26 protein-coding genes are annotated in these 22977 nt (G+C 73.8%); 12 read left to right on the top strand and 14 right to left on the bottom strand.

The window, feature by feature from the left end; translation table 11 throughout:
* The first annotated feature begins 35 nt into the window (after positions 1 to 35).
* The gene (locus HOQ23_RS03145) at positions 36 to 995 is read left to right on the top strand and encodes a DUF5937 family protein (protein WP_172211787.1); all 960 of its coding nucleotides are present in this window, start codon (positions 36 to 38) and stop codon (positions 993 to 995) included.
* Positions 996 to 1096: 101 nt separating this feature from the next.
* On the opposite strand, the gene HOQ23_RS03140 is transcribed toward HOQ23_RS03145, so the two are convergent.
* Positions 1097 to 1633: a bifunctional adenosylcobinamide kinase/adenosylcobinamide-phosphate guanylyltransferase gene (locus tag HOQ23_RS03140; RefSeq protein WP_367650349.1), complete on the bottom strand. Its 537-nt coding sequence runs from the start codon at positions 1631 to 1633 to the stop codon at positions 1097 to 1099.
* 106 nt (positions 1634 to 1739) lie between these two features.
* Here HOQ23_RS03140 and HOQ23_RS03135 point away from each other — a divergent pair, with 106 nt between their 5' ends.
* Positions 1740 to 2123 (top strand): co-chaperone YbbN, encoded by a 384-nt coding sequence (locus HOQ23_RS03135; protein WP_172211783.1) that lies wholly within the window; start codon positions 1740 to 1742, stop codon positions 2121 to 2123.
* A 52-nt stretch (positions 2124 to 2175) separates the two neighbouring features.
* On the opposite strand, the gene HOQ23_RS03130 is transcribed toward HOQ23_RS03135, so the two are convergent.
* Both HOQ23_RS03130 and mca read right to left on the bottom strand, forming a co-directional pair.
* Entirely contained in the window at positions 2176 to 2499 is a 324-nt protein-coding gene (locus HOQ23_RS03130; protein WP_172211781.1) for a hypothetical protein, read from the bottom strand.
* A gap of 12 nt (positions 2500 to 2511) precedes the next feature.
* A complete protein-coding gene (mca, locus tag HOQ23_RS03125) occupies positions 2512 to 3405 on the bottom strand; it encodes a mycothiol conjugate amidase Mca (protein WP_172211779.1) in 894 nt (297 codons plus the stop codon).
* Between the two features lie 45 nt (positions 3406 to 3450).
* On the opposite strand from mca, the gene HOQ23_RS03120 reads away from it, so the two are divergent.
* Together HOQ23_RS03120 and greA are read left to right on the top strand one after the other, a co-directional pair.
* Entirely contained in the window at positions 3451 to 3924 is a 474-nt protein-coding gene (locus HOQ23_RS03120; protein ID WP_172211777.1) for a DUF4307 domain-containing protein, read from the top strand.
* Positions 3925 to 4199: 275 nt separating this feature from the next.
* On the top strand, positions 4200 to 4709 hold the full coding sequence (greA, locus tag HOQ23_RS03115; RefSeq protein ID WP_172211776.1) for a transcription elongation factor GreA: 510 nt from the start codon (positions 4200 to 4202) through the stop codon (positions 4707 to 4709).
* A gap of 22 nt (positions 4710 to 4731) precedes the next feature.
* Here the strand turns inward: greA and ilvA are convergent, their stop codons facing one another.
* The 3 genes from ilvA to HOQ23_RS03100 form a co-directional block, all read right to left on the bottom strand.
* Positions 4732 to 5958, bottom strand: coding sequence for a threonine ammonia-lyase (ilvA, locus tag HOQ23_RS03110; RefSeq protein WP_172211775.1), 1227 nt, complete (start codon positions 5956 to 5958; stop codon positions 4732 to 4734).
* A complete protein-coding gene (locus tag HOQ23_RS03105) occupies positions 5955 to 7466 on the bottom strand; it encodes an AI-2E family transporter (protein WP_367650348.1) in 1512 nt (503 codons plus the stop codon). Before HOQ23_RS03105 ends, ilvA begins: the two co-directional genes overlap by 4 nt.
* An 85-nt stretch (positions 7467 to 7551) precedes the next feature.
* Complete coding sequence (locus tag HOQ23_RS03100) at positions 7552 to 8715, bottom strand: cystathionine gamma-synthase (RefSeq protein WP_172211774.1); 1164 nt, start codon at positions 8713 to 8715, stop codon at positions 7552 to 7554.
* 94 nt (positions 8716 to 8809) lie between these two features.
* Here HOQ23_RS03100 and msrA point away from each other — a divergent pair, with 94 nt between their 5' ends.
* From msrA to HOQ23_RS03070, 6 genes are all read left to right on the top strand, one after another.
* Complete coding sequence (msrA, locus tag HOQ23_RS03095) at positions 8810 to 9463, top strand: peptide-methionine (S)-S-oxide reductase MsrA (RefSeq protein ID WP_172211773.1); 654 nt, start codon at positions 8810 to 8812, stop codon at positions 9461 to 9463.
* A 109-nt stretch (positions 9464 to 9572) separates the two neighbouring features.
* A complete protein-coding gene (locus HOQ23_RS03090; RefSeq protein WP_172211772.1) occupies positions 9573 to 10127 on the top strand; it encodes a hypothetical protein in 555 nt (184 codons plus the stop codon).
* A gap of 91 nt (positions 10128 to 10218) precedes the next feature.
* Positions 10219 to 11547, top strand: coding sequence for an AarF/ABC1/UbiB kinase family protein (locus HOQ23_RS03085; protein ID WP_172211771.1), 1329 nt, complete (start codon positions 10219 to 10221; stop codon positions 11545 to 11547).
* Positions 11548 to 11873: 326 nt separating this feature from the next.
* A complete protein-coding gene (locus tag HOQ23_RS03080; RefSeq protein WP_172211770.1) occupies positions 11874 to 12719 on the top strand; it encodes an ABC transporter ATP-binding protein in 846 nt (281 codons plus the stop codon).
* A gap of 106 nt (positions 12720 to 12825) precedes the next feature.
* On the top strand, positions 12826 to 13833 hold the full coding sequence (locus HOQ23_RS03075; RefSeq protein WP_172211769.1) for an aliphatic sulfonate ABC transporter substrate-binding protein: 1008 nt from the start codon (positions 12826 to 12828) through the stop codon (positions 13831 to 13833).
* Positions 13833 to 14669 carry an ABC transporter permease gene (locus tag HOQ23_RS03070; protein ID WP_172211768.1) on the top strand — a complete coding sequence of 279 codons (837 nt, stop codon included), beginning with the start codon at positions 13833 to 13835 and terminating at the stop codon, positions 14667 to 14669. The genes HOQ23_RS03075 and HOQ23_RS03070 overlap by 1 nt, the downstream gene beginning before the upstream one ends.
* Positions 14670 to 14683: 14 nt before the next feature.
* On the opposite strand, the gene HOQ23_RS03065 is transcribed toward HOQ23_RS03070, so the two are convergent.
* The 8 genes from HOQ23_RS03065 to HOQ23_RS03030 all read right to left on the bottom strand — a co-directional run bounded on the left by HOQ23_RS03065 (position 14684) and on the right by HOQ23_RS03030 (position 21874).
* Complete coding sequence (locus HOQ23_RS03065; protein ID WP_172211766.1) at positions 14684 to 15178, bottom strand: DinB family protein; 495 nt, start codon at positions 15176 to 15178, stop codon at positions 14684 to 14686.
* A gap of 79 nt (positions 15179 to 15257) precedes the next feature.
* A complete protein-coding gene (locus HOQ23_RS03060; protein ID WP_166133515.1) occupies positions 15258 to 15788 on the bottom strand; it encodes a DinB family protein in 531 nt (176 codons plus the stop codon).
* The gene (locus tag HOQ23_RS03055) at positions 15785 to 16585 is read right to left on the bottom strand and encodes a VOC family protein (RefSeq protein ID WP_166390795.1); all 801 of its coding nucleotides are present in this window, start codon (positions 16583 to 16585) and stop codon (positions 15785 to 15787) included. Before HOQ23_RS03055 ends, HOQ23_RS03060 begins: the two co-directional genes overlap by 4 nt.
* A complete protein-coding gene (locus tag HOQ23_RS03050; RefSeq protein ID WP_166390796.1) occupies positions 16582 to 16965 on the bottom strand; it encodes a pyridoxamine 5'-phosphate oxidase family protein in 384 nt (127 codons plus the stop codon). The genes HOQ23_RS03055 and HOQ23_RS03050 overlap by 4 nt, the downstream gene beginning before the upstream one ends.
* Positions 16962 to 17609, bottom strand: coding sequence for a YigZ family protein (locus HOQ23_RS03045; protein ID WP_166133520.1), 648 nt, complete (start codon positions 17607 to 17609; stop codon positions 16962 to 16964). The genes HOQ23_RS03050 and HOQ23_RS03045 overlap by 4 nt, the downstream gene beginning before the upstream one ends.
* 7 nt (positions 17610 to 17616) lie before the next feature.
* Positions 17617 to 18396 (bottom strand): TSUP family transporter, encoded by a 780-nt coding sequence (locus tag HOQ23_RS03040; protein WP_166133522.1) that lies wholly within the window; start codon positions 18394 to 18396, stop codon positions 17617 to 17619.
* 22 nt (positions 18397 to 18418) lie between these two features.
* Positions 18419 to 20440 carry a VWA domain-containing protein gene (locus HOQ23_RS03035; RefSeq protein WP_166390797.1) on the bottom strand — a complete coding sequence of 674 codons (2022 nt, stop codon included), beginning with the start codon at positions 20438 to 20440 and terminating at the stop codon, positions 18419 to 18421.
* A gap of 30 nt (positions 20441 to 20470) precedes the next feature.
* Positions 20471 to 21874: a magnesium chelatase gene (locus tag HOQ23_RS03030; protein WP_172211764.1), complete on the bottom strand. Its 1404-nt coding sequence runs from the start codon at positions 21872 to 21874 to the stop codon at positions 20471 to 20473.
* A gap of 59 nt (positions 21875 to 21933) precedes the next feature.
* Here HOQ23_RS03030 and HOQ23_RS03025 point away from each other — a divergent pair, with 59 nt between their 5' ends.
* Entirely contained in the window at positions 21934 to 22299 is a 366-nt protein-coding gene (locus tag HOQ23_RS03025; RefSeq protein WP_172211762.1) for a YchJ family protein, read from the top strand.
* Positions 22300 to 22347: 48 nt separating this feature from the next.
* Positions 22348 to 22911 (top strand): TIGR03086 family metal-binding protein, encoded by a 564-nt coding sequence (locus tag HOQ23_RS03020; protein WP_172211760.1) that lies wholly within the window; start codon positions 22348 to 22350, stop codon positions 22909 to 22911.
* Positions 22912 to 22977: the final 66 nt, after the last annotated feature.

Here is a 22977-nt window from a genome sequence, read left to right as displayed (position 1 = left end):
CGGTGGGCGCCGCCAACGATGTAGCGTCTGACTTCATGATCGAGTACGAGCTCGCCGGGCTGGACCTCGGCGAGGTCCGTTTCGCGATCTCCCCGCTGAACGAGCTCGCGCTCTCGGTGCGGGTCTTCCGCGACCCGGGGCGCTACCCCCACCACCTGCCCTGGCTGCGCCGCACCGAGGCCGCCCGGGCCGACCTCGACACCGAGCTGCTCCGCTCGCTCACCAACGACCTGCTCTGGACCCCGGACTTCCTGCACCCACGCCCGACGGGCCCGTTGACCCGGTTCGGCGAGGAGATGGCCGCGCTCGCCGAGCTCCCACCGGTCGTGGTGCGGGCCAAGCTGGCCGAGGTCCACGGCGACACCCTCCCGGCGCCGCTGCGCGGTCGCACCGACCGGGTGCTGGCCCGGGTGGTGCGCGCACTGGAGGCCTATTGGGAGGCCTGCTTCGAGCCGTGGTGGCCGCGGATGCGGACCGTCCTGGAGGCCGACGTGACCTACCGCGGGCGGGTGATCGCCCAGCGCGGGCTGGCCGCGATGTTCACCGATTTGAGCGGGCGGGTGCGGATGGTCGGCAACGTGGTGCAGGTGAGCACGAGCTCGCGCGGCGGCTACCGGCGCACCACGACCGGGGCGGGGCTCACCCTGGTGCCGTCGCTGTTCTCGCGCGGCGGCTCGACGCCGATCACCCCCGAGCAGGCGCCGCAGATCATGTACGCCGCGCGCGGCGTCGGCACCCTGTGGGAGGCCGAGGACGTCGCCGGCCCGGACGCCCTGGTCGCGCTGCTCGGCGCGGCGCGGGCGCGGCTGCTGGGGATGCTCGACTCCCCCGCCTCCTCGACCGAGCTCGGCGTACGGCTCGGGGTGACGACCACCGCGGTCAACCAGCACCTGCGGGCCCTGCGCGCCGCCGGCCTGCTCACCTCCGCCCGGCACGGCCGCTCCGTGCTCTATCTGCGCTCCGAGCTCGGCGACCGCCTCCTCGCCGGCACCTGACCCCTCCCCGAGTCGGCCCGTGTGGTTGCGCGAGTCGGCTCTTGTGGCGTGCCGAGTCGGCCCTCGTGGTGTCGTACGACGGGCTCAGCCGGGCACGCCGCTCAGAGCACCAGGACCCGTCCGGCGATCACCAGGTGCACCTCGTCGCAGGCGGCGGCGACCCGCTGGTTGACGGTGCCCAGCAGGTCACGGAAGACCCGTCCGGAGCGGTGCGCGGGGACCACGCCGAGGCCGACCTCGTTGGTCACCACCACGACCGGGCCGCTCGCAGCGCGCAGCGCCTCCACGGCCGGGTCCAGCGCGGCCAGGACGTGGTCGTGCACGTCGTCGACCGGCGCCTCCCAGAGCGCTGCCGCGTCGACGACGGCGGTCAGCCAGGTCCCGAGACAGTCGACGAGCAGCGGGCCCCCGCCGGTCAGGGCCGCGGCGAGGTCGGAGGTCTCGAGGGTGCGCCAGCCGGCGGGCCGCCGGGAACGGTGCGCGGCCACCCGGTCCGCCCAGTCCGGGTCCACCGCCGGGTCCGGGGCCTGCCCGGGCGCGACGTAGGTGACCTCGGGGTGGGCCTGCAGCAGCCGCTCGGCATGGGTGGACTTGCCCGACCGGACACCACCGGTCACCAGGATCCTCGACGCGCTCACGTCCCCAGCCTCACACGGCGGTGGCGTACGCCTGGCACCTGGGCGAGCGGCCCGGGCCGGACCACCACCTGCCGACGCGGCTCCACCGCCCGCGTACCGTGAAGGCATGGCCACCATCGAGCTGACCAGTGACAACTTCGTGTCCCACGTCGAGGGTGACGACATCCTCTTCGTGGACTTCTGGGCGAGCTGGTGCGGACCGTGCCGGCAGTTCGCGCCCACCTACGAGGCGGCCTCCGAGGCCAACCCCGACATCACCTTCGGCTCGGTCAACACCGAGACCGAGCAGCAGCTCGCCGCGATGGCGCAGATCCAGTCGATCCCGACCCTGATGGCGTTCCGGGAGGGCGTGCTGGTCTTCGCCCAGCCGGGCGCGCTGCCGGCTCCCGCACTCGACCAGGTGATCGAGGCCGTGCGCGGGCTGGACATGGAGGACGTCCACCGCCAGGTCGCGCAGCAGCAGGCCGAGCAGGGTCAGCCGCCGGCCTGAGGGCACTCCGAGGCCTGAGGGGTCTCGCCAGGCTTCACCGGCGAGGGGTCGGTCAGGCCTGCGGGCGCTGCGCGTCGTCGGCGTCGTTCGAGGCGTCGACCCTCTGGACCGGCGCGTCCGCGTCGTCGTTCGAGGGGATCCGATTGTCCTGCACCGGCCCGCGGTAGGGACCGAAGGCGCCCGCCTCACGGTTCTTCGCGGTGCGCTTCAGCTGGCGGCTCATCGCCCAGCCGAGCAGCGCGACCATGACGCAGAGGCCCAGGAACACACCGAAGCCGACCCAGCCCGCCTTGACGTCCTCGGGCTTGGGGGTCTCGTCCAGGCGCTCGGTCAGGACGGGCAGGACCTCGGCGATGAGGACGGTGTACAGCTCCATGCCACCAGTCTGTCAGGAGGGGTCGAGGATGCCGGCGAACAGGTCGTCCTCCGGGAGCTGCGAGGGGACGTGGCTCACGACCAGCTCGTAGTCCTCGGTGGGCCAGACCTCCTGCTGCAGCTCGCGCGGGATCGCGAACCAGAAGCTGTCGGGGTCGATCTGCGTGGCGTGCGCCAGCAGCGCCTGGTCGCGCACGCCGAAGTACTCCCCGCACGGCACCCGGGTGGTCACCCGGGCGTCCCACTCGGGCTCGCGGGTCCAGTTCGCCAGCCGCTCGGTGTACGGCGACTCCAGGCCGTGGGCGAGCATCGCCTCGTGCAGGGCGTTGGTCTTCGCCCAGCTCCAGCCATGGTGGTAGTAGAGCTTCTGCGGCTGCCACGGCTCCCCTGCGTCGGGGTAGCGCTCCGGGTCGCCGGCCGCCTCGAAGGCGTGCACGCTCACCTGGTGGCACATGATGTGGTCGGGGTGCGGGTAGCCCCCGCGCTCGTCGTACGTCGTGACGACGTGCGGGCGGAACTCCCGGATCAGGCGCACCAGCGGCTCGGCGGCCTCCTCGACCGGCACCAGCGCGAAGCACCCCTCGGGCAGCGGCGGCTTCGGGTCGCCCTCGGGCCAGCCCGAGTCGACGAAGCCGAGCCAGTCCTGGCGCACCCCGAGGATGTCGCGGGCGCGCTCCATCTCCTGGCGCCGGATCTCGGTGATGTTCGCGGCGATCTCGGGCCGGTCCATCTTGGGGTTGAGGATCGATCCGCGCTCCCCACCGGTGCACGTCACGACGTGGACGTCGACGCCCTCCGCGACGTACTTCGCGGTCGACGCCGCACCCTTGCTCGACTCGTCGTCGGGGTGGGCGTGGACGTGCATGAGCCGGTAGCCGGCGCGCGGCCGCGTGGGGAGCTGGGACATGCCCGCGAGTTTAGGCCGGACGGCCCGAGGTGGGACCATGGCGGGGTGAGCACCCGGCCTGCCTCGTCCGACCACTCGTCCGGCCCCCGCGCCGACGGCCCGTCGGGCCTCGCCGAATCCGAGGCCTCCGACCTGGCCCAGCGCTACGGCGCGCCCTCCCCCCGGCGGCGCTGGCTCCTGCGCGGCCTCGTCGCCGTCGTGGTGGCCACCGCCGCCGCGTGGGTGCTGTGGGCGATGAACGGCCACGCCCGACCGGCCGTCGACTCCGAGCTGATCTCCTTCACCGTCGTCGACCAGCACACCACGAGCGTGCGCGTCGAGCTGCGGGTGCGCGACGACGCGGAGAACGTCGAGTGCCTGCTGCGCGCGTTCGCTGACGACCACGTCACGGTCGGCGAGCGCTCCTTCACCGCCGAGCCCGGCGACACCACCCTGGTCGTCGACATCCGCACCGAGCGGATCGCGACCGCCGTGGAGTTCCCGGGCTGCACCGCCGACGGCCAGGTCCGTCCCGGCTGACGCTCCACTCGCGGCGGACGGGACCGGTCCCACTGACCGGCGCGCCCCCAAACGCCCCCCACCTGCGGTTTCGCCGGCGCTCGCGGCTGCGACGACCTGCTTTCGTCCGCGGTCCTTGTTAGGCTGCAATTTCTGACCGACCCGCTGGGCCGTCCAGGAAGGAAGAGGCCCGCGCGACTCGGCGTACGGCCTCACCCACTGGCCGCCCGAGCGAGACGGTCCCGATCCCCCGCAAGAGGCGCGGACGACCGCACCCCGAGCAAGCAGGAGTACCCATGACGCAGTCCCCCGGCCAGGACACCATCTGGCTGACCCAGGACGCCTACGACAAGCTGCAGGCCGAGCTTGCCAACCTCAAGGGCCCCATCCGTCAGGAGATCGTCGAGCGGATCAGCTCGGCGCGTGACGAGGGCGACCTCAAGGAGAACGGCGGCTACCACGCGGCCCGTGAGGAGCAGGGCCGCGTCGAGGGGCGGATCCGCCAGCTCGAGGACATGCTGCGCCGCGCCGAGGTCGGCGAGACCCCGCCCGACGACGGCGTCGTCGAGCCCGGCATGGTCGTGACCTACAAGTTCGTCGGTGACGACGACGACGAGGCGGAGACCTTCCTGCTCGGTGCCCGCGAGATGGAGGACACCGTCGAGGGCCTCAAGGTCTACTCCCCGCAGGCCCCGCTCGGCGCGGCCATCCACGGCGCCCGCGCCGGCGACACCGTCTCCTACGCCGCGCCCAACGGCAAGGAGATGAAGGTCGTCGTGCTGAGCGCGGTTCCGTACCAGGCGTGACCCCGCGAGGGGCGCGCTGACCTCAGGCCCGCTCCTCGCCCCCGCGCACCAGGTAGCCCCGCACCCGCAACAGCTCCATGAGCTCGCGCGAGTGCGGGGCTCCTCGCGTCTCGAGCTGGAGGTGGACCTCGACCTCGTCGAGGTGCAGGTCCGGCGAGAGCCGCTCGTGGACCACCTCGAGCACGTTGGCCCCGGCCCGCCCGATCTCGGTCAGCAGCTCGGCCAGGCCGCCGGGCGTGTCCGGCAGCAGCACGTGCAGGTTGAGGTAGCGCCCGGCCGCCGCCATGCCGTGGCGGATCACCTTGCCGATGAGCAGCGGGTCGACGTTGCCCCCGGACAGCACCGCGACCGCGGGCGTGCCGTAGGCCTCCGGGCGGTCCAGCAGTGCCGCGACACCGGCGGCCCCGGCCGGCTCCACCACGACCTTCGCGCGCTCGATGAGCGAGAGCAGCGCGCGGGAGATGGAGTCCTCGGAGACGGTGACGATCTCGTCGACGTGGTCGCGCACGGCCGCGAAGGTGATCTCCCCCGGCATCCCCACCGCGATCCCGTCGGCCATCGTCTTCATCGAGCCGAGCCGGCGCGGCACCCCCTCCGCCAACGACCCGGGGTACGCCGCGGCGCCGGTCGCCTGCACGCCGATCACGCGGACCTCCGGACGCAGCGCCTTGATGGCGATCGCGACGCCGGCCAGCAGTCCTCCCCCGCCGGTGGGCACCAGCACGGTCTCGACGTCGGGCACCTGCTCGATGATCTCCAGGCCGACGGTCCCCTGCCCGGCCACCACGTCGGGGTGGTCGAAGGGGTGGATCAGCACCGCCCCGGTCTCCTCGCTGAACGCGAGCGCGGTGGCGAGCACGTCCTCGAGGTAGCCGGGCGCGAAGCGCACCTCCGCGCCGTACCCACGGGTGGCGCGCTCCTTGGGGATCGGCGCCCCCTCGGGCATGAACACCGTGGCCCGGGTGCCGAGCATCTGCGCGGCCAGCGCCACGCCCTGGGCGTGGTTGCCGGCCGAGGCCGCGACCACGCCGCGGGCCCGCTCCTCGTCGGTGAGCCGCGCGATGCGCACGTAGGCGCCGCGGGCCTTGAACGAGCCGGTGCGCTGGAGGTTCTCGCACTTGAGGTGGACGGGACCGTCCACCAGTGCGGAGAGCCAGCGCGACTCCTCCATCGGGGTGCGGATGGCCACGCCCGCGAGCAGCTCGCGGGCGGCCCGGATGTGGTCCAGCGACACCTCGGGGGTGCTCACGGACGGTCCTCGCCCGCGGTCTGGGGGGTCGGGCGCTCGGGAGCGCCGCGCCCCTCGGTGCCGTGCCCCGGGGGATCCCCGGCATCGGGCACGCCCGGCGACGACGGCGCGTCGCCCACGGCGGCCTCGTCGTCGCCGACCGGTCTCGGGCGTTCGCCGGCCTCGGCGTAGTCCTGCTCCAGCGCGTCGACGGGATCATCCCCCGGGTTGCTGCGTGAGGCGAGGTGGTTGACCACCGCGTTGACGGCGGCGACCATCGGCACCGCGATCAGCGCACCGGCGACGCCCGCGACCACGACGCCGCAGGCGATCGCGACCAGCACGCCGAGCGGGTGCACGGACACGAAGCGGCCCATCAGGAACGGCTGGAGCACGTGACCCTCGACCTGCTGGACCACGACCACGCCGATCAGCATCAGCACGGCCGTCCACAGTCCCTGGTCGACCAGGGCGACCAGCACCGCCACCGCGCCGGCAACGGTTGCGCCGACCATCGGGACGAACGCGCCGATGAAGACCACCAGACCGATGGCCAGCACCAGCGGCAGGCCGAGCACCGCCGCCCAGACCGAGATGCCGATGGCGTCCACGAGTGCCACCAGGACGGTGGCGCGCACGAACTGGGTGAGCGAGACCCAGGCGACCCGGCCCGAGCTGTCCACCGCCTCGCGGGCGGCACGCGGCGCGAGGCGCACGAAGAACGCCCAGATGCGGGGGCCGTCGGCCATGAAGAAGTAGGTGGAGAAGACCACGATGAAGAAGCCCGTGAGGACATGGGTCAGCGCGGTGCCCAGCGAGGTGACCTGGCTGAACGCGCCGCCGTTCTTCGACCACTCGGTGATCGCGTCCTGGGCCTGCTTGATGTAGCTGTTGATCTGCGAGTCGCTGGCGTTGAGCGGGCCGTCGCGCAGCCACACCCGGACCTTGCCCAGGCCCTGGACGACCTGGTCGACCAGCTGGGAGTACTGGTCGGCGATCTGCTGGCTGACGAAGGTCACCATCAGCCCGAGCACGGCGAGCCCGGTGACCATCACCAGGAGCGCGGCGAGCCCGCGGGGCAGCCCGATGCGGCGCATCAGCCGCACGACGGGGCTGGCCAGGGCGGCCAGCAGCAGCGCGATCGCCAGCGGGACGGTCACCACGGAGAATCGCCACAGCAGGTTCAGCAGGACGTACGTCGCGGCGGCGATCACCAGCAGGCGCCACGACCAGGCCGCAGCGAGGTCGAGGCCCCACGGCACCTGCGCGCGGGAGAAGTTCGAGCGCCCGGAGGTGACGGGCGCGGGCTCGGGGTCCGCGCGCCGGTCGGCCGCGCGGATCAGCGCCCACTGGCTGGCCAGCTGCTGGGTCAGCCGCTCGCCGAAGCGCTCCTCGTCCTCCGCGCGCACCGCGACGGCGACGTCCGTGCCACCCCCGCGGCCGCTCTCGCCGCGCCGCAGACGGGCCAGCGGCAGCCGGAACCGGCCCCGGCGTCCCCCGTCGGCCGCTGCGTCGTACTCGTCGTCCACCCCGTCGATCCTTCCCGCCTCCGTGGAACCCCGCTGCGTCACGACCCGAGTGCCCGCATGGGCCCGCCGACCAACCTCGTGCCGATCACCCCAGTGCCCGGTCGAGGTCGGCGAGCAGGTCGTCGATGGTCTCGATGCCGACGCTGAGGCGCACCAGGTCGGCGGGCACCTCCAGGTCGGTGCCGGCGACGCTGGCGTGGGTCATCCGCCCGGGGTGCTCGATGAGCGACTCCACGCCGCCCAGGGACTCCCCGAGGGTGAACACCTCGGCGCGCTCGCAGGCGCGCAGCGCGGCCTCCTCGCCACCGGCGCAGCGGAACGACACCATGCCGCCGAAACGGCGCATCTGGCGCTCGGCGACCGCGTGGCCGGGGTGCTCGGCGAGGCCGGGGTAGATCACGTCGGTGACGCCGGGGTGGCCGAGCAGGAACTGCACGACCTGCTCGGCGTTGTCGCAGTGGCGCTCCATGCGCACCGCGAGCGTCTTCAGGCCGCGGTGGGTGAGGAAGGAGTCGAACGGGCCCGGGACCGCGCCGATGGAGTTCTGGTGGAAGGCGATCGCCTCGGCGACCTCGAGGTCGCGCACGACCAGCGCGCCGCCGACGACGTCGGAGTGGCCCCCGACGTACTTCGTGGTGGAGTGGACCACGATGTCGGCGCCGAGGGTCAGCGGCTGCTGCAGGTAGGGCGAGGCGAAGGTGTTGTCGACGACGAGCAGGGCGCCGGCCTCGTGGGCGACCCCGGCGAGGGCCTCGATGTCGCCGATGGTGAGCAGTGGGTTGGTCGGTGTCTCGACCCAGACCAGCTTGGTCGTGCCCGGGCGGATCGCGGCGCGCACCGCGTCGACGTCGGAGACCGGCGCCGGGCTGTGCTCCAGGCCCCAGGCCTTCTCGACCTTGTCGAAGAGGCGGTAGGTGCCGCCGTACGCGTCGTCGGGGATGACCGCGTGGTCGCCGGGGCGGCACAGGGCGCGCACCAGGGTGTCCTCGGCGGCCAGGCCGGAGGCGAAGGCGAAGCCGCGCTCGCCCTCCTCCAGCGCCGCCAGCGCGCCCTCGAGGGCGGTGCGGGTCGGGTTGGCCGAGCGGCTGTACTCGTAGCCGCCGCGCAGGCCGCCCACGCCGTCCTGCTTGTAGGTGCTGGTGGCGTAGATGGGCGGGATCACCGCGCCGGTCGTCGGGTCGGGCTCATAACCGGCGTGGACCGCACGCGTCTCGAACCCGGACTTGCCACTGTGTCGCTGCTCGGTCATGCCTCGAGGCTAGCGGTGGGGTCCGACGGGAACGATCCGGCCACTGCTGCTGTTGGACACTGGGCAGCCCCCACCCCCAGGAAGTGAGTTCCCCGTGTTCTTCTCCCGCACCAAGAGCCAGCTCGTCGCCCCGGACGCCACGCTTCCCGGCCGCACCGAGCGTCCGTGGCACCTCGCCGAGAAGCACCTCGTCCTCGGCACCCCGCTGGTCACCGACGAGGCCCCGGCCGGCTTCGAGGTCGCGGTCTTCGGGCTCGGCTGCTTCTGGGGAGCCGAGGAGATCTACTGGCAGATCCCGGGCGTGTGGTCGACCTCGGTCGGGTACGCCGGCGGCACCACGCCGAACCCGTCGTACGAGGAGGTGTGCAGCGGGGGCACCAACCACACCGAGGCCGTCCGCGTGGTCTTCGACCCCTCGAAGGTCTCCTACGCCGACCTGGTGAAGCGGTTCTTCGAGGTCCACGACCCGACCCAGGGCATGCGCCAGGGCAACGACGTCGGCACCCAGTACCGCTCGGCGATCTACTGGACCACCCCCGAGCAGGAGGCGACCGCCCGCGAGCTGACCCGGGTGTACGCCACCGAGCTCGCCCGCCGCGGCCTCGGCGAGATCACCACCGAGATCCGCCCGGCCGCCGAGACGCCGTACTACTACGCCGAGGACGCCCACCAGCAGTACCTCGCGAAGAACCCGTTCGGCTACCGCTGCCACTCCAACACCGGTGTGCGGTTCCCCGAGACCGCCTGACCCTCCGCCGAGTCGGCGCTTGTGGTTGCGCGACTCGGCCCCCATGGTTGCGCGAGTCGGCGCTCGTGGCGGGCTCCCGGCCGGCGCCGGGCGTGCGAGGATGCTCGGCATGTCCACGCCGCCTCCCCGCGCCCGAGGGCGCCGGACCCGCTGGTGGTGGATCTCCGGCCTCGCCCTGATCGTGGCCGCGGTCGGCACCTTCGGGGTCCTCGTCGTGACCCAGTTCGGCGGCTACACCTACTGGGCGGAGGAGTCCGCCGTCCCGGTGGACGGCCGGCCGCACGTGGTCGCCCACGAGGACCGCGCCCTGATGCTCTGGACGGACACGACGTTGAGGACCCCGACTTGTCTCGCGCGCGACGCGTCCGGCGACGTCGTACCGACCGCTCCGACCGACGACGGCTACCGCCGCTACGGCGGTGCCGGCGACTGGGTGGGCACGGTCGTGCTGAGCCCGTCGCAACCGTCCGGATCGATCGAGCTCACCTGCAGCGGTCTCCACCCCTCCACTCGGGGCACGGTTCACGTCGAGCCCGTCCCGCGCCTTCCGGCCGCCGTGGGCAACCTCGGCCCGCTGCTGCCCACCGCTCTCGGCCTGGCCGGCGCCGGGACGCTCGCGCTGCTCGCCGCCGTGCTGCTCGCCGTGCGCCCTCGGCGCCGGTAGGGACGCCATTCGTGCCGACTCGGCGCACCATTCGTGCCGACTCGGCGTCGGGTGCCGCGGCGGCGACCGGGGGCCGGGCACACTGGAGGGCATGACCGACCTGCCCCGGAAGGCTGCGGCTCGCACCGCACGGCTGGCCGCGCTCCCGCTCGGGTACGCCGGGCGCAGCGCGATCGGACTCGGCAAGCGGATGGCGGGGCGTCCGGGCGAGGTCGTGATGTCGGAGATCCAGCAGCGCACCGCCGAGCAGCTGTTCCGCACCCTGGGCGAGCTCAAGGGCGGGGCGATGAAGTTCGGCCAAGCGCTCTCGGTGCTGGAGGGCGCCCTCCCGGAGGAGGTCGCGGCGCCGTACCGCGAGAGCCTCACCCGCCTGCAGGACGCCGCTCCCCCGATGCCCACCCAGCAGGTGCGCGACGCACTCGCCCGCGACCTGGGCCCGGACTGGAAGAAGCAGCTGGTCCACCTCGAGGGCGGCCCGGCCGCGGCCGCGTCGATCGGCCAGGTGCACCGCGGGCGCTGGCACGACGGGCGCGAGGTGGCGATCAAGGTGCAGTACCCCGGCGCCGGTGAGGCGCTGCGCTCCGACCTCAAGCAGCTCGCGGGCATGGCGCGCACCCTCGGGCCGCTCGTGCCCGGCATGGACATCAAGCCGCTGATCGCCGAGCTCCAGGCCCGGGCCGCCGACGAGCTCGACTACCGCCTCGAGGCCGACGCCCAGACCGCGTTCCACGACGCGTTCCTCGACGATCCCGAGATCGTGGTCCCGGCCGTCGTCGCGGTCGGCGACACCACGCTGATCACCGAGTGGATGGAGGGGCCCGGCTCGCTGGCGCGCGTGATCGCCGAGGGCACCCAGGAGGAGCGCGACCACTACGGCACCCTCTTCGCCCGGTTCCTGGTCGCCGGACCCACCCGCACCGGAATGCTGCACGCCGACCCGCACCCCGGCAACTTCCGCCCGCTGCCCGAGGAGGACGGCTCGCCGGGCCGCCTCGGCGTGCTCGACTACGGCGCGGTGGCCCGCCTCCCGGAGCGACGTTTCCCCGAGGCGATGGGGCGCCTGATCCGGACCGCCGCCGACGGGGACGGCGAGGCGCTGCTGGAGGGGCTGCGCGCCGAGGGCTTCGTCAAGGACAACATCCGCATCGACCCGCAGCTGCTGCTGGACTACCTGCTGCCGTTCGTCGAGCCGGCCCAGGTCGACTCCTTCCGGTTCTCGCGGGAGTGGATGCGCGAGCAGTTCCAGCGGATCAACAACCCCCGCGACCCGTCGTACACCTTGGCGGTCAAGCTGAACCTGCCGCCGGAGTACCTCCTCATCCACCGCACCTGGCTCGGCGGCGTCGGCATGCTGTGCCAGCTGGAGTGCGAGGCGCCGTTCCGCGAGCTGCTGGTCGAGCACCTGCCCGGCTTCGCCTGAGCGACCCGTCGACGGGCGGGCAGAAGTCCCTCCCCCGACCAGCCCCACGCGGGCCCTCACCCCAGGCGGCCGACTTCTGCCCGCTGGTCCGCGACGGTGTTGGCCACGACCACCGCGTCGACCTGGATCTCCCGCCGCGGCTCGCCCGGAGCGGAGCTCGTGTTCGCCTGAGCGGGGGGACCGACGCCCTGACAGGCAGGGCCGATCACCCGGAACCCGCCCAGCGGTGCCCGAACACGGCGGAGACTGGCACACTGGCTCTAACAACACTAAGCCAGTAGGTTTTAGTGACTAGTTGTCCAGCGATGCCCCTCCAGTGAGGTCCGATGAGCCTGCTCAGCCCCGCGCTCCGCCGCTCGCCCGCGGCGGCGAGCACCTCGGTGACCGCCGCCGGCGGCGCCGACGCCCTGCCCCTGCGCTTCGCCGCCGTCGGGCGCAGCTTCGGCACCGGCCCTCGTGCCCGGGCCGTCCTGCGCGACATCGACCTCGCCCTCGCCCCCGGCGAGGTCGTGGCCCTCCTCGGCCCCAGCGGCTGCGGCAAGTCCACGCTGCTGCGCGGCGCCGCCGGACTGGACACCCCGACCACGGGGCGGGTCCTCATCGACGACACCCCCGTCCGGGCGTACGACGAGCGCTGCGCGGTCGCCTTCCAGGAGCCGCGCCTGCTGCCCTGGCGCACCCTGCGCGCCAACGTCGCGCTGGGCCTGCCCGCTGGCACCGAGCGCCGCACCGGCGCGTCCCGGGTCCAGGAGCTCCTCGAGCTCGTCGGGCTCGCCGACCAGGCGGACCTGCGCCCGCGCGAGGTCTCCGGCGGCATGGCCCAGCGCACCTCGCTGGCCCGGGCGCTGGCCCGCCGGCCGGGCGTGCTGCTGCTCGACGAGCCGTTCGGCGCCCTCGACGCGCTCACCCGGCTCAAGATGCAGGACCTGCTGCTCGCGGTGCACCGCGGCAGCCCGACGACGGTGCTGCTGGTGACCCACGACGTGGACGAGGCGCTCCAGCTCGCGGACCGGATCGTCGTGCTCGGCCGCTCCGGCGAGGACCCCGCCGCGTCGGTGAGCCAGCTGGTCCCGGTGCCCGGCGCCCGTCCCCGCGACCGCGGCTCCGTCGAGCTCGCCGCGCTGCGCAGCCGGCTGCTGGAGAGCCTCGGCGTCGACGCGCACCGGCACTGACCGCACCGGCACCCCTCGCACCCTCCCGACCTCCACCCCGGCCACCGGCCACCCGCTCTCTCGGACCCACCCGGCACGCCCGTGCCCGACCCGAAGGAACCACCCGATGACGTACCACCTGCGCCGCTCCGTCGCGGCCCTCGCCGCCGCCAGCACCGTCCTCGTCGGCGCCACCGCCTGCGCCGAGGGCGAGGCCTCCGGCGAGGGGGCCCGTTCGCTGGAGATCGACTACGCGACGTACAACCCGCTCAGCCTGGTGATCAAGGACCAGGGCTGGCTCGAGGACGCGCTGGCCGAGGACGACGTCGACGTCACCTGGGTGAAGTCCGACGGGTCGAACAAGGCCAACGAGTCGCTGCGCGCGGGCGCCATCGACATCGGCTCGACGGCCGGGTCGGCGGCGCTGCTGGCCCGCGCCAACGGCTCCCCGATCCGCACGATCGACATCTACTCCCAGCCGGAGTGGGCGGCGGTCGTCGTCGGTCCGGACTCCCCGATCACCGAGCTGTCCCAGCTGGAGGGCAAGAAGGTCGCGGCCACCCAGGGCACCGACCCGTACTTCTTCCTCGTCCAGGCCCTCGACGCCGAGGGCGTGGACCGCTCGAAGGTCTCCATCGAGAACCTCCAGCACGCCGACGGCGCGACCGCGCTCCAGAACGGCGCGGTCGACGCGTGGGCCGGGCTGGACCCGATCATGGCCGACGCCCAGACCGGCGGCGCGGAGCTGATCTACCGCAACATCGACTTCAACACCTACGGCTTCCTCAACGCCACCGAGGAGTTCCTCGACGACGAGCCGGAGCTGGCCCAGGTGGTCGTCGACGCCTACGCCAAGGCACGCGCATGGGTGCAGGAGAACCCCGACGAGGCGGTCACGATCCTGGCCGAGGAGGCCGGCATCGAGGAGGACGTCGCGCGCACGGTGCTGACCGAGCGAACCAACCTCGACTTCGACCACGTCCCCGGCCAGGCCCAGCTCGACGTCCTGAAGACCGTCGGCCCGCTGTTCGTGGAGACCGGCGACGTGGAGGAGCAGAGCCAGATCGACGACGCCCTCGAGGTCCTGCTCGACGACACCTGGGCGGCGAAGGCCGACGCCGCGAAGGTCGGCTGATGTCGCAGGCGAGCAGCACGGGGGTCGCGGTCGCGGCGGACGACGAGCCGCGCCTGGTCCCGCCGCCGGCGGGCGCCTGGCACGAGCGACCCGTCGTACGGGTGCTGGGCGGGGCGCTGCTCCCGGCCACGCTGCTGGCGCTGTGGCAGCTGGTCACCTCGGCCGGCGTGTTCAGCGCCGTCCAGCTCCCGGCGCCCGGGGCGGTCCTCGAGGCCGCCCGCGGGCTGATCGAGCGCGACCTGCTGTGGCAGCACGTCCACATCTCGACCCAGCGGGTGCTGATCGGCTTCGCCGTCGGTGCCGCGATCGGGACCGCGCTCGGCGCCCTCGTCGGGCTCTCCCGGGTCGCCGACCTGCTGCTCGCCCCCACCGTCGGCGCCCTGCGCGCCGTCCCCTCGCTGGCCTGGGTGCCGCTGCTGATCCTGTGGCTCAAGATCGGCGAGGACTCCAAGATCACCCTGATCGCGATCGGCGCGACCTTCCCGGTGTTCACCACCGTCTCGCTGGCGCTGCGCCACGTCGACCGCCACCTGGTCGAGGCCGGCCGCGCGTTCGGGCTGCGCCGGCTGCGGCTGTTCGCCACCGTGCAACTGCCGGCCGTGGTGCCCGCCCTCTTCTCCGGGCTCCGCCTCGCGCTCGCCCAGTCGTGGCTCTTCCTCGTGGCCGCCGAGCTGATCGCGTCCTCGCAGGGCCTGGGCTACCTGCTCACCGAGTCGCAGAACAACGGCCGCACCGACCGCCTGCTGCTCGCCATCGTGCTGCTGGCGATGCTCGGCAAGCTCTCCGACGCGGTGCTCGGCGTCGTGGAGCGCTGGGCGGTACGCCGCTGGACCTGAGCGGGCCGCCCCGCTCAGGTGCCGGTGCGCCCGTCCAGCGACTCGCGGATCAGGTCGGCGTGCCCGTTGTGCCGGGCGTACTCCTCGATCAGGTGCAGCAGGATCCAGCGCAGGCTGGGTTGCCGGCCGTGGCGCCCGCGCACCGCGAGCACCTCCAGGTCCGGCTCCGCGGCCAGGATCTCGTCGGACGAGGCGACGGCCCGGTCGAACAGCGCGACCAGGTCCCCGGGCGGGTCGCCGAGCGCGGAGTGGAACTCCCAGTCGCGGTCCGCCTCCCAGTCGACCGAGGCCCAGGGCTCGCGCGGCGGCTGGCCGCGCAGCACCTCGCCGAACCAGTCGTCCTCGACCAGGGCCATGTGCTTGAGCAGCCCGGCCAGGGTCAGCGAGGACGGCGCCAGCGGGGTGCGCAGCTGCTCGGCGGTCAGCCCGCCGGCCTTCGCCCGCAGCGTCTGGCGCTGGAAGGCGAGGAAGGCCAGCAGCATCGTGCGCTCGTCGGTGGCGAGGTCCATGGCGGCGACGCTAGCGCCCCGGCCGGCCGCCGCACCCTGATTTTCCGCCGCGGTGAGCCGGACGCCGACGCCCGCAGCCTCAGACGCCGGTCCGGCCGTCGATCGATTCGCGGATCAGGTCCGCGTGGCCGACGTGCCGGGCGTACTCCTCGATCATGTGCAGCAGGATCCAGCGCAGGCTGGGCCGGCGGCCGTGGCGCGCCACCGCGGCGACCGCGTCCAGGTCCGCCTCCGCGGCCAGGATCTCGTCGGTCCTGGCGACGGCCCGGTCGAACAGCGCGAACACGTCCCCGGGCGGGTCCCCGGCCGCGGTGTGGAACTCCCAGTCCCGGTCCGCCGCCCAGTCGACGGCGTCCCACGGCGGCTGCGGCGGCTCCCCGCGCAGCACCTGTCCGAACCACATGTCCTCGACGAACGCCATGTGCTTGAGCAGCCCCGCCAGGGTGAGCGAGGACGGCGACAGCGTGGCCCGCACCTGCTCCGCGGTCAGGCCGCTCGCCTTGGCCCGCAGCGTCTGACGCTGGAAGGTGAGGAAGGCCCGCAGCATCGTGCGCTCGTCGGCGGACATCGGCGGCCTGGTCCGCTCCGCCGGGTCGGTGGGGTTGCTCATCGGATCTCCTCGGACGAGTCGGCGGGCGTGCGGTCGGTGATGCAGTACGCCGTGGCGCCCGGGTCGGCGAGCACCGTCCACTGCTCACGGGTGGCGAGCACCCGCGCGCCGAGGGCCTCGTGGCGCGCCACCTCCGCCGCCCGGTCGTCGGTGGCCAGGTCGAGGTGCGCGCGCACCGCGGGCGCCGGGTCGTCGAGGCGCTGGAGCAGCAACCGGAGCGGGAACCCCGCGGGACGCACCAGGTGGCGGAACTCCGGATCGCTCTCGTGCAGCTCCCACCCGGTGAGCGCGGCCCAGAACGCGGACTCCGCGTCCCAGAGGTCCAGCGGGACGTCCAGGCAGACCTGGTCGACCACCGAGCGGTGCCCGCCCGGCCAGGTCGCCGGCACGGCGGGCCGGGCCCCGGGGTGGCGCACCAGGCAGAACACGAAGCCGCCGGGCGAGGACAGCACGACGAAGTCGTCCTCGGGGCGAGCCTGCACCCGGGCGCCCAACGCCACCGCCCGGACGGCCGCCGGTCCGACGTCCTCCCCCGGCGCGGCGACGGTGAGGTCGAGGTGGAGACGCGCCGCGGCGGTGTCCAGCCGGCCGAGGCGCTGCACGCAGAGGTGGTCGTCGGCACCGTCCGGGGGCAGCAGGGTCGCGAACTCCGCGCGCTCACCTCGCCACGGCGACAGCGCGTAGCCGGTGACGGCGCACCAGAACGGCAGCACCCGCTCGGCGGCTCCGGGCGCGAGGTCGAGGAACGCCGTCGCCCAGGTCGGACGCAGCGGCTCGGTCCCCGCGCCGGTGCTCATCCCACCGACCGGCAGTCGGCCCCGCAGCCGTCGTGCGGGGCGTGCGGGGCGCCCTCGCCGTCGGCGTACCGACGCGGGCGGTGCAGGACCGCCGAGCGCGGCGTCACCCGGGCCGTCTCGCCGTCGACGGTGGCGGTGCCGTCGACGAGCAGCGAGTAGCCGCGCTCCTCCCGCGGCGCGAACAGCAGCGTGACCGTGGGGTTGGCGGCGATGTTGGCGCTGGTGCGTCGCCCCGCGTCGGAGACCACCAGGACCCCGTCGACCACCCGCGGCTCCGCGCTGACCGCCCGGACGACACCGTCGGTCGTGGTGAGCAGGTAGCCCGGCCCGAAGTCGGCGAGGGTGCGCTCGAGGTCGGCCAGGTCGACGGGGATGCTCATGAGCCCGAGGGTACGTCGACCCAGCTCTCTCCGGCAGGGACCGCGAGAGCCGTGCCGGCGCTCAGCTCGGCGAGCAGCGCGTGCAGCGCGGCCTCCTCCTCGGGCCGGACCCCGAGGCGCAGCGTCACCGCCGCGGCGTACGTCGCGTCCAGCACGGCCACCCCGCGGTGCCGCAGCTCGGTCTCGACCCGGCCCGCGTCGGCGTGCCCGACCTCCACCAGCAGCTCGCGGACCAGCAGGCGCCGCACCGTCCCGCTCGCGGCCAGCCCGGCGCGCACCGCGTCGCCGTAGGCGCGCACCAGCCCACCGGCGCCGAGCAGGGTGCCGCCGAACCAGCGGGTCACCACCGCGACCACGTCGCTGACCCCGCTGCCCTCCCAGCCCCGCAGCACCTCCAGCATCGGGGCGCCCGCGGTGCCCGCCGGCTCGCCGTCGTCACTGGAGCGCTCGACCGGGACCGGTGGCGGACCGAGGACGAAGGCGGAGCAGTGGTGCCGCGCGTCCCAGTGCGCGCGGCGCAGCCGCTCCACCACCGCACGCGCCGCGGCCTCGTCCTCGACGCGCTCCAGGGTGCACAGGAACCGCGAGCGCTTGACCTCGATCTCGGCCTCCGCGTCGCGGGCGATGGTGAGGTAGCCGGTCATCGCCTGCTCACCAGATCCCCACCAGGCCGCCGCCGATGCGGATCGCGAAGGCCGCCACGACGATCACGAAGAACACCCGGATGAAGCCCGCGCCGCGGGCCACGGCGGTGCGCGCGCCCAGGTAGCCGCCGACCAGGTTGGCCGCGCCGAGCACCAGCCCGACCTTCCACATCACCGCGCCCTGGGGGACGAACACGCACAGCGCCGCCAGGTTGGTGGCCCAGTTGGCGAGCTTGGTCTTGGCCGAGGCCTCGAGGAAGCCGTAGCCCATCAGCCCGACCAGCGCGATCGTGAAGAAGCTGCCCGTGCCCGGCCCCATCGCGCCGTCGTAGAACCCGACGGCCAGCCCGACCAGCATCGCCACCCGCAGGTGCCGCTGGCCGGTGAAGCGCAGCGCGGTCGCCTGCCCCAGCGACGGGCGCAGGAGCACCCACGCGCCGACCACCACGAGCACGACGAGCACGATCGGCTCGAAGGCGGACTTCGGGATCTGCGAGGCCACGAACGCCCCGCCCACGGAGCCCACGAAGGCCAGCGCCATCAGCGGCCCGAAGGTGCGGGGGTCCGGCTTCACCCGGCGGTAGTACGTCGCGGCGCTCACCGAGGTGCCGCAGAACGACGCGAGCTTGTTGGTCGCCAGCACCTGCACGGGGCTGGCGCCGGGCAGGCCCAGCAGGATCGCCGGGAGCTGGATCAGCCCACCGCCGCCCACGACGGCGTCGACGAAGCCGGCGCTCACCGCAGCCAGGGCGAGCAGGACGAGCACGGTCAGGCTGGGGTCGTCCACCGGCGTGATCCTAGGGCCGCGCTCAGTCGACCCAGAAACCTCGCCCGAACTGGCCACCCCATGCCGGGGCGTCGGCGCCCGAGCGACCGCCGCGCGCCCGGCTGCCCAGGTAGGACCCCACGACCGCGGCGCCGAGGTCGTCGAGCTCGGGTGCGACCACCCGTCCCTCGGCCCGCTGCGCCATCGAGTCCACGAACCGGGCGAGGCCGGGGTCCTCGCCGAGGCGGAAGAACGTCGTCTGCGCCCCCAGGCGCCGGGCGTTGTCGAGCTCGCGGACCGCGTAGGCGACCGTGAGCGGGTGCGGCGGGTAGCTGAAGAACACCTCGCCGTCCGGCTCGAGGTGGGAGGTCGGCTCGCCGTCGGTGACGATCAGCAGCACCGGCTGGGCGTTCGGGTGCTTGCGGAAGTGACGGTTGGCGAGCAGCAGCGCGTGGTGCAGGTTGGTGCCCTTGTCCCACATGGCGTCGAGGCCGGTGAGCTCCTCGATCTCCATCACCTCGGCGTGGCGGCCGAAGCCGATCAGCTGGAGGTCGTCGCCGCGGAACCGGGACCGGATCAGGGTGTGCAGCGCGAGCGCGGTGCGCTTCATCGGCACCCAGCGCCCGTCCATCGCCATCGAGAACGAGGTGTCGACCAGCAGCGCGACGCAGGCCTGGGTGCGGGCCTCGGTCTCCTGCACCTCCACGTCGCCGATCTCCAGCAGCCGCGAGGACCCGCCGTCGGCGGCGCGTCGGCGGACGCTGTTGAGGATGGTGCGCGGGATGTCCCACGGCTCGGTGTCGCCGAAGGCCCACTCGCGGGTGGCCCCGGAGCGCTCCCCCGCGGCGCCGGCCTGCTGCAGCTCGCGCTGGCCCTGGCGCCCGGACAGGCGCTGCGCGACGTCGCGCAGCAGCGCCTTGCCGAGCTGGCGCATCGCCTTGGGCGTCAGCTGGAGCTGGCCGGTGGAGTCGCGGCGCATCGTGCCCTGCTCGCGCAGCGCCTTCTCCAGGCGCTGGAGCGTGCGCGCGTCGACCGCGGCCTGCTCGCCGAGCTGACGGGCCAGCGCGTCGAGGTCCAGGTCGTCCATCCGCGCGCCGCCGTAGGACTGCGAGAGCTGCTCGGACAGCCCGTCGAGCTCCGCCAGGTCCTGGAAGACACCGGTGCCGTCGCCGAGCCCGAGGCCCTCCTCCCCGCCCATCTGCTCCGAGCCGGTCCAGTCCTCGCCGGGCCGCAGCGACTGCAGGTTGGCGTCGAGGCGGTTCAGCGACTCCATCAGCTGCGGGGACCCGAACGCCTGCGCGGAGAGCTCCATGAGCTCCTCGCGCTGCTCGGGGGTCATCGAGTTCAGCATCCGCTGGGCGGCCGCCGAGCGCTCGGCCAGGGTGTCGAGCAGCTCGTCGAGGTCGCGGGGGTTCTCGGGGAAGAAGTCGCCGTGCTTGTCCATGAACGACTCGAAGTCCTGCGGGGTGTCGATCCCTTGCTGGCGCTTCTCGAGCAGGTCGTTGAGGTCGCCGAGCATCTCCTCGACGGCCGCCCGGTCCTCCGCGGTGGCCCCTTCCAGGGCCTGCTTCATGCCGGCGAAGCGCTGGTCGAGCAGCTCGCGTCCGAGCAGGTCCTTGATCTTCTCGAAGTCCTCGCGGGCCTCGCGGCTCTGCCAGTCGTACGACGAGAGCTCGCTGACGGCGGCCGCCGGGCTCGGCGGCAGGTTGGCCAGCTGCATCTCGCGCACCGCGCGGTCCGCGTCGTCCATCATCGCGTCGCGCGCCAGCTGCTTGCGCTCCTCGAGCACCGCCTTGTCCAGCAGCTCCTGCACCTCGCGCATGGTGCCGTCGAGGTCGTGGCGCGAGAGCAGCTCCTGGCGCTTGCGGGCCACTTGGCGGGCGAGGTCGTCGAGGCCGCGCTGGTCCTGCCCGCCGCGGCGCAGGAACTCGCTCATCGCCCGCTCCGGGCTGTAGCCGGCCATCACGTCCTCGCCGATGGCGTCGAGGGCCTCGCCGAGGTCGACCGGCGGCGCGAGCGGGTCGCCGCCGTCGTAGCGCTTGAAACGGGTGCGGTCCCTGCTCATCGTGCCTCCCGGTCCGGGTGCGCGCGGGTCTCAGCCATAGACGGTCTCCGCGCCGTCGGTGTCCTTGCCGACCTTGCGGGCCAGGTAGAGCCCCTCCAGGGCCAGCTCGATCGCGCTCGCACGCGCCCCGTCGCTGGTGGCGCCGAGGCGCTCGCAGATCTCGTCGTACAGCTCGGACTCGCCGAGCACGGGCAGCCCGGTGAGGAAGTCGCGGGCGGTCACCTGCTCGCCGGTGGTGATCATCGCGCCGGCCTCGATCGCCTCGACGAGCAGCCCGAGGTCGAGCCCGCGCAGGTGCTGGCGCACCGTCTCGGCGGTCGCGGTGCGCAGCAGGTGGGTGAGCACCTCGTCCTCTCGCCCCTCCTCGCCGCTCTCGAACTCGATCTTGCCGCCCAGCACCGACACGGCCGTCTCCAGGTCGACGACACGGGCGACCGGGTCCTCCTCGCCCTGCGAGGCGGCGCGGTGCAGGGCGGACGCAGCGACCGTCTCGGCTCCGGCGATCGCGAAGCGGGCGCTCACGCCCGAGCGCTGGTCGACCGCGCTGGAGTCGCGCAGGTTGCGGGTGAAGCGGGCCAGGATCTCCACGAGGTAGTCGGGCACCTCGGCGACCAGATCGGCCTCCTGGCGCACCACGGCGACCTCGGCGTCCAGCTCGCGGGGGTAGTGGGTGCGGATCTCGGCGCCGAAGCGGTCCTTGAGCGGGGTGATGATGCGCCCGCGGTTGGTGTAGTCCTCGGGGTTGGCGCTGGCCACGACGAGGACGTCGAGCGGCAGGCGCAGCACGTAGCCGCGGATCTGGATGTCGCGCTCCTCCATCACGTTGAGCATCGCGACCTGGATCCGCTCGGCGAGGTCCGGCAGCTCGTTGATCGCGACGATGCCGCGGTGGCTGCGCGGGATCAGCCCGAAGTGGATCGTCTCCGGGTCGCCCAGGGTGCGCCCCTCGGCGACCTTCATCGGGTCGACGTCGCCGATCAGGTCGGCGACCGAGGTGTCGGGCGTCGCGAGCTTCTCGGCGTAGCGCTCGTCGCGGTGGCGCCAGGAGATCGGCAGGTCGTCGCCGAGCTCGGCGGCGCGACGCTGGGAGGCGTGGGTGATCGGGTCGTAGGGGTGCTCGGCGAGCTCGGAGCCCTCGATCACGGGGGTCCACTCGTCGAGCAGGCCGACCATGGTGCGCAGCAGCCGGGTCTTGCCCTGGCCGCGCTCGCCGAGCAGGACCACGTCGTGGCCGGCGATCAGCGCGCGCTCGAGCTGCGGGATGACGGTGTCGTCGAGGCCGTGCAGGCCCGGCCACGGGTCCTCGCCGGCCCGCAGGCGGGCCAGGAGGTTGTCGCGGATCTCGGTGCGCAGCGGCTTGTGCACGTGGCCCGACGCGCGCAGCTCACCGACGGTGGCGGCGCCCGGGGCGGGGGTGGAAGTGGCAGCAGTCACGTTCCTCACGCTACTGCGGCGGCCCACACCGCGGGGGTCGCGCCGGTTACGGTTCCCGCATGGAGCTGCGACCCGAGTGCCCGTGCGGATCCGGCGCCGCGTACGACGCCTGCTGCGGGCGCCTGCACCGGGGCGCCGCGCAGGCCGCCACTGCCGGGGAACTGATGCGCTCGCGCTACGCGGCGTACGCCGTCGGCGACACGGCGTACGTCTGGCGCACCTGGCACCCGCGGACCCGCCCCACCGACGTCACCCACGACCCCGGCACCCGCTGGACCGGGCTGCGGATCCTGGGCGCGGGCGAGGACTGGGTGGAGTTCGAGGCCCGCTGGGACAGCGCCGCCGGTCCCGGACGCCTGCACGAGCGCTCGCGCTTCGAGCAGCGCGGCGGCCGCTGGCTCTATGTCGACGGCGACATCGACTGACGCGCCGCGGCCCTTGCGGGGACCGTCGGCGCGGACCATGCTCCGAAGATGGACCTCGAGGACCTGATGCACGTCCACCGTGGCGTGGCCGCGCTGGCCCGCGGCCTCGACCCCGCCGACTGGTCACGTGCGACGCCCTGCCCGGGCTGGGACGTGGCGGCGGTGGTGCGCCACCTCGTCGACGGCGAGCAGGCGTTCACCACCTCGTTGTCCGGGGTGCCCTACGACCTGGCGGCCGTCTACGCCGAGGTCGAGGAGCTGCCCGACGTGCTCCTGGCGGAGGTGCTCGAGTCGGCCGGGGACACCCTGCGCGAGGCCCTGGCCGTCGCCGGTCCGGGCAGCTACCCGAGTGGTCTCGGCCCGATGCCGGCGCCCGCGATCGCCGAGCTGCGCACGATCGAGGCGCTCACCCACGGGTGGGACGTGGCCCGCGCGACCGGCCACCCGCTCGAGGTGAGCGACGAGGTCGCCGAGCGCGCACTGGAGGCCAGCCGGCGCTTCCTGCTCCGGCTGCCGCCGGACCGCACGCCGTTCGGACCCTCGCAGCAGGTCGACGACGCCGCGCCCGCGGCCGACCGGCTCGCGGCGCTGCTGGGCCGCCGCCCCGGCTGAGACCTGGGGACGACCGCGAGTCGGCGCCAATGGCGGCGCGACTCGGCCCCAATGGCGGCACGAGTC

The organism is Nocardioides sp. zg-DK7169, assembly GCF_013155365.1.
Lineage (GTDB): Bacteria > Actinomycetota > Actinomycetes > Propionibacteriales > Nocardioidaceae > Nocardioides.
The sequence above is the reverse complement of the archived record's forward strand: the minus strand, read 5'-3'. Positions and strand labels throughout refer to the sequence as shown.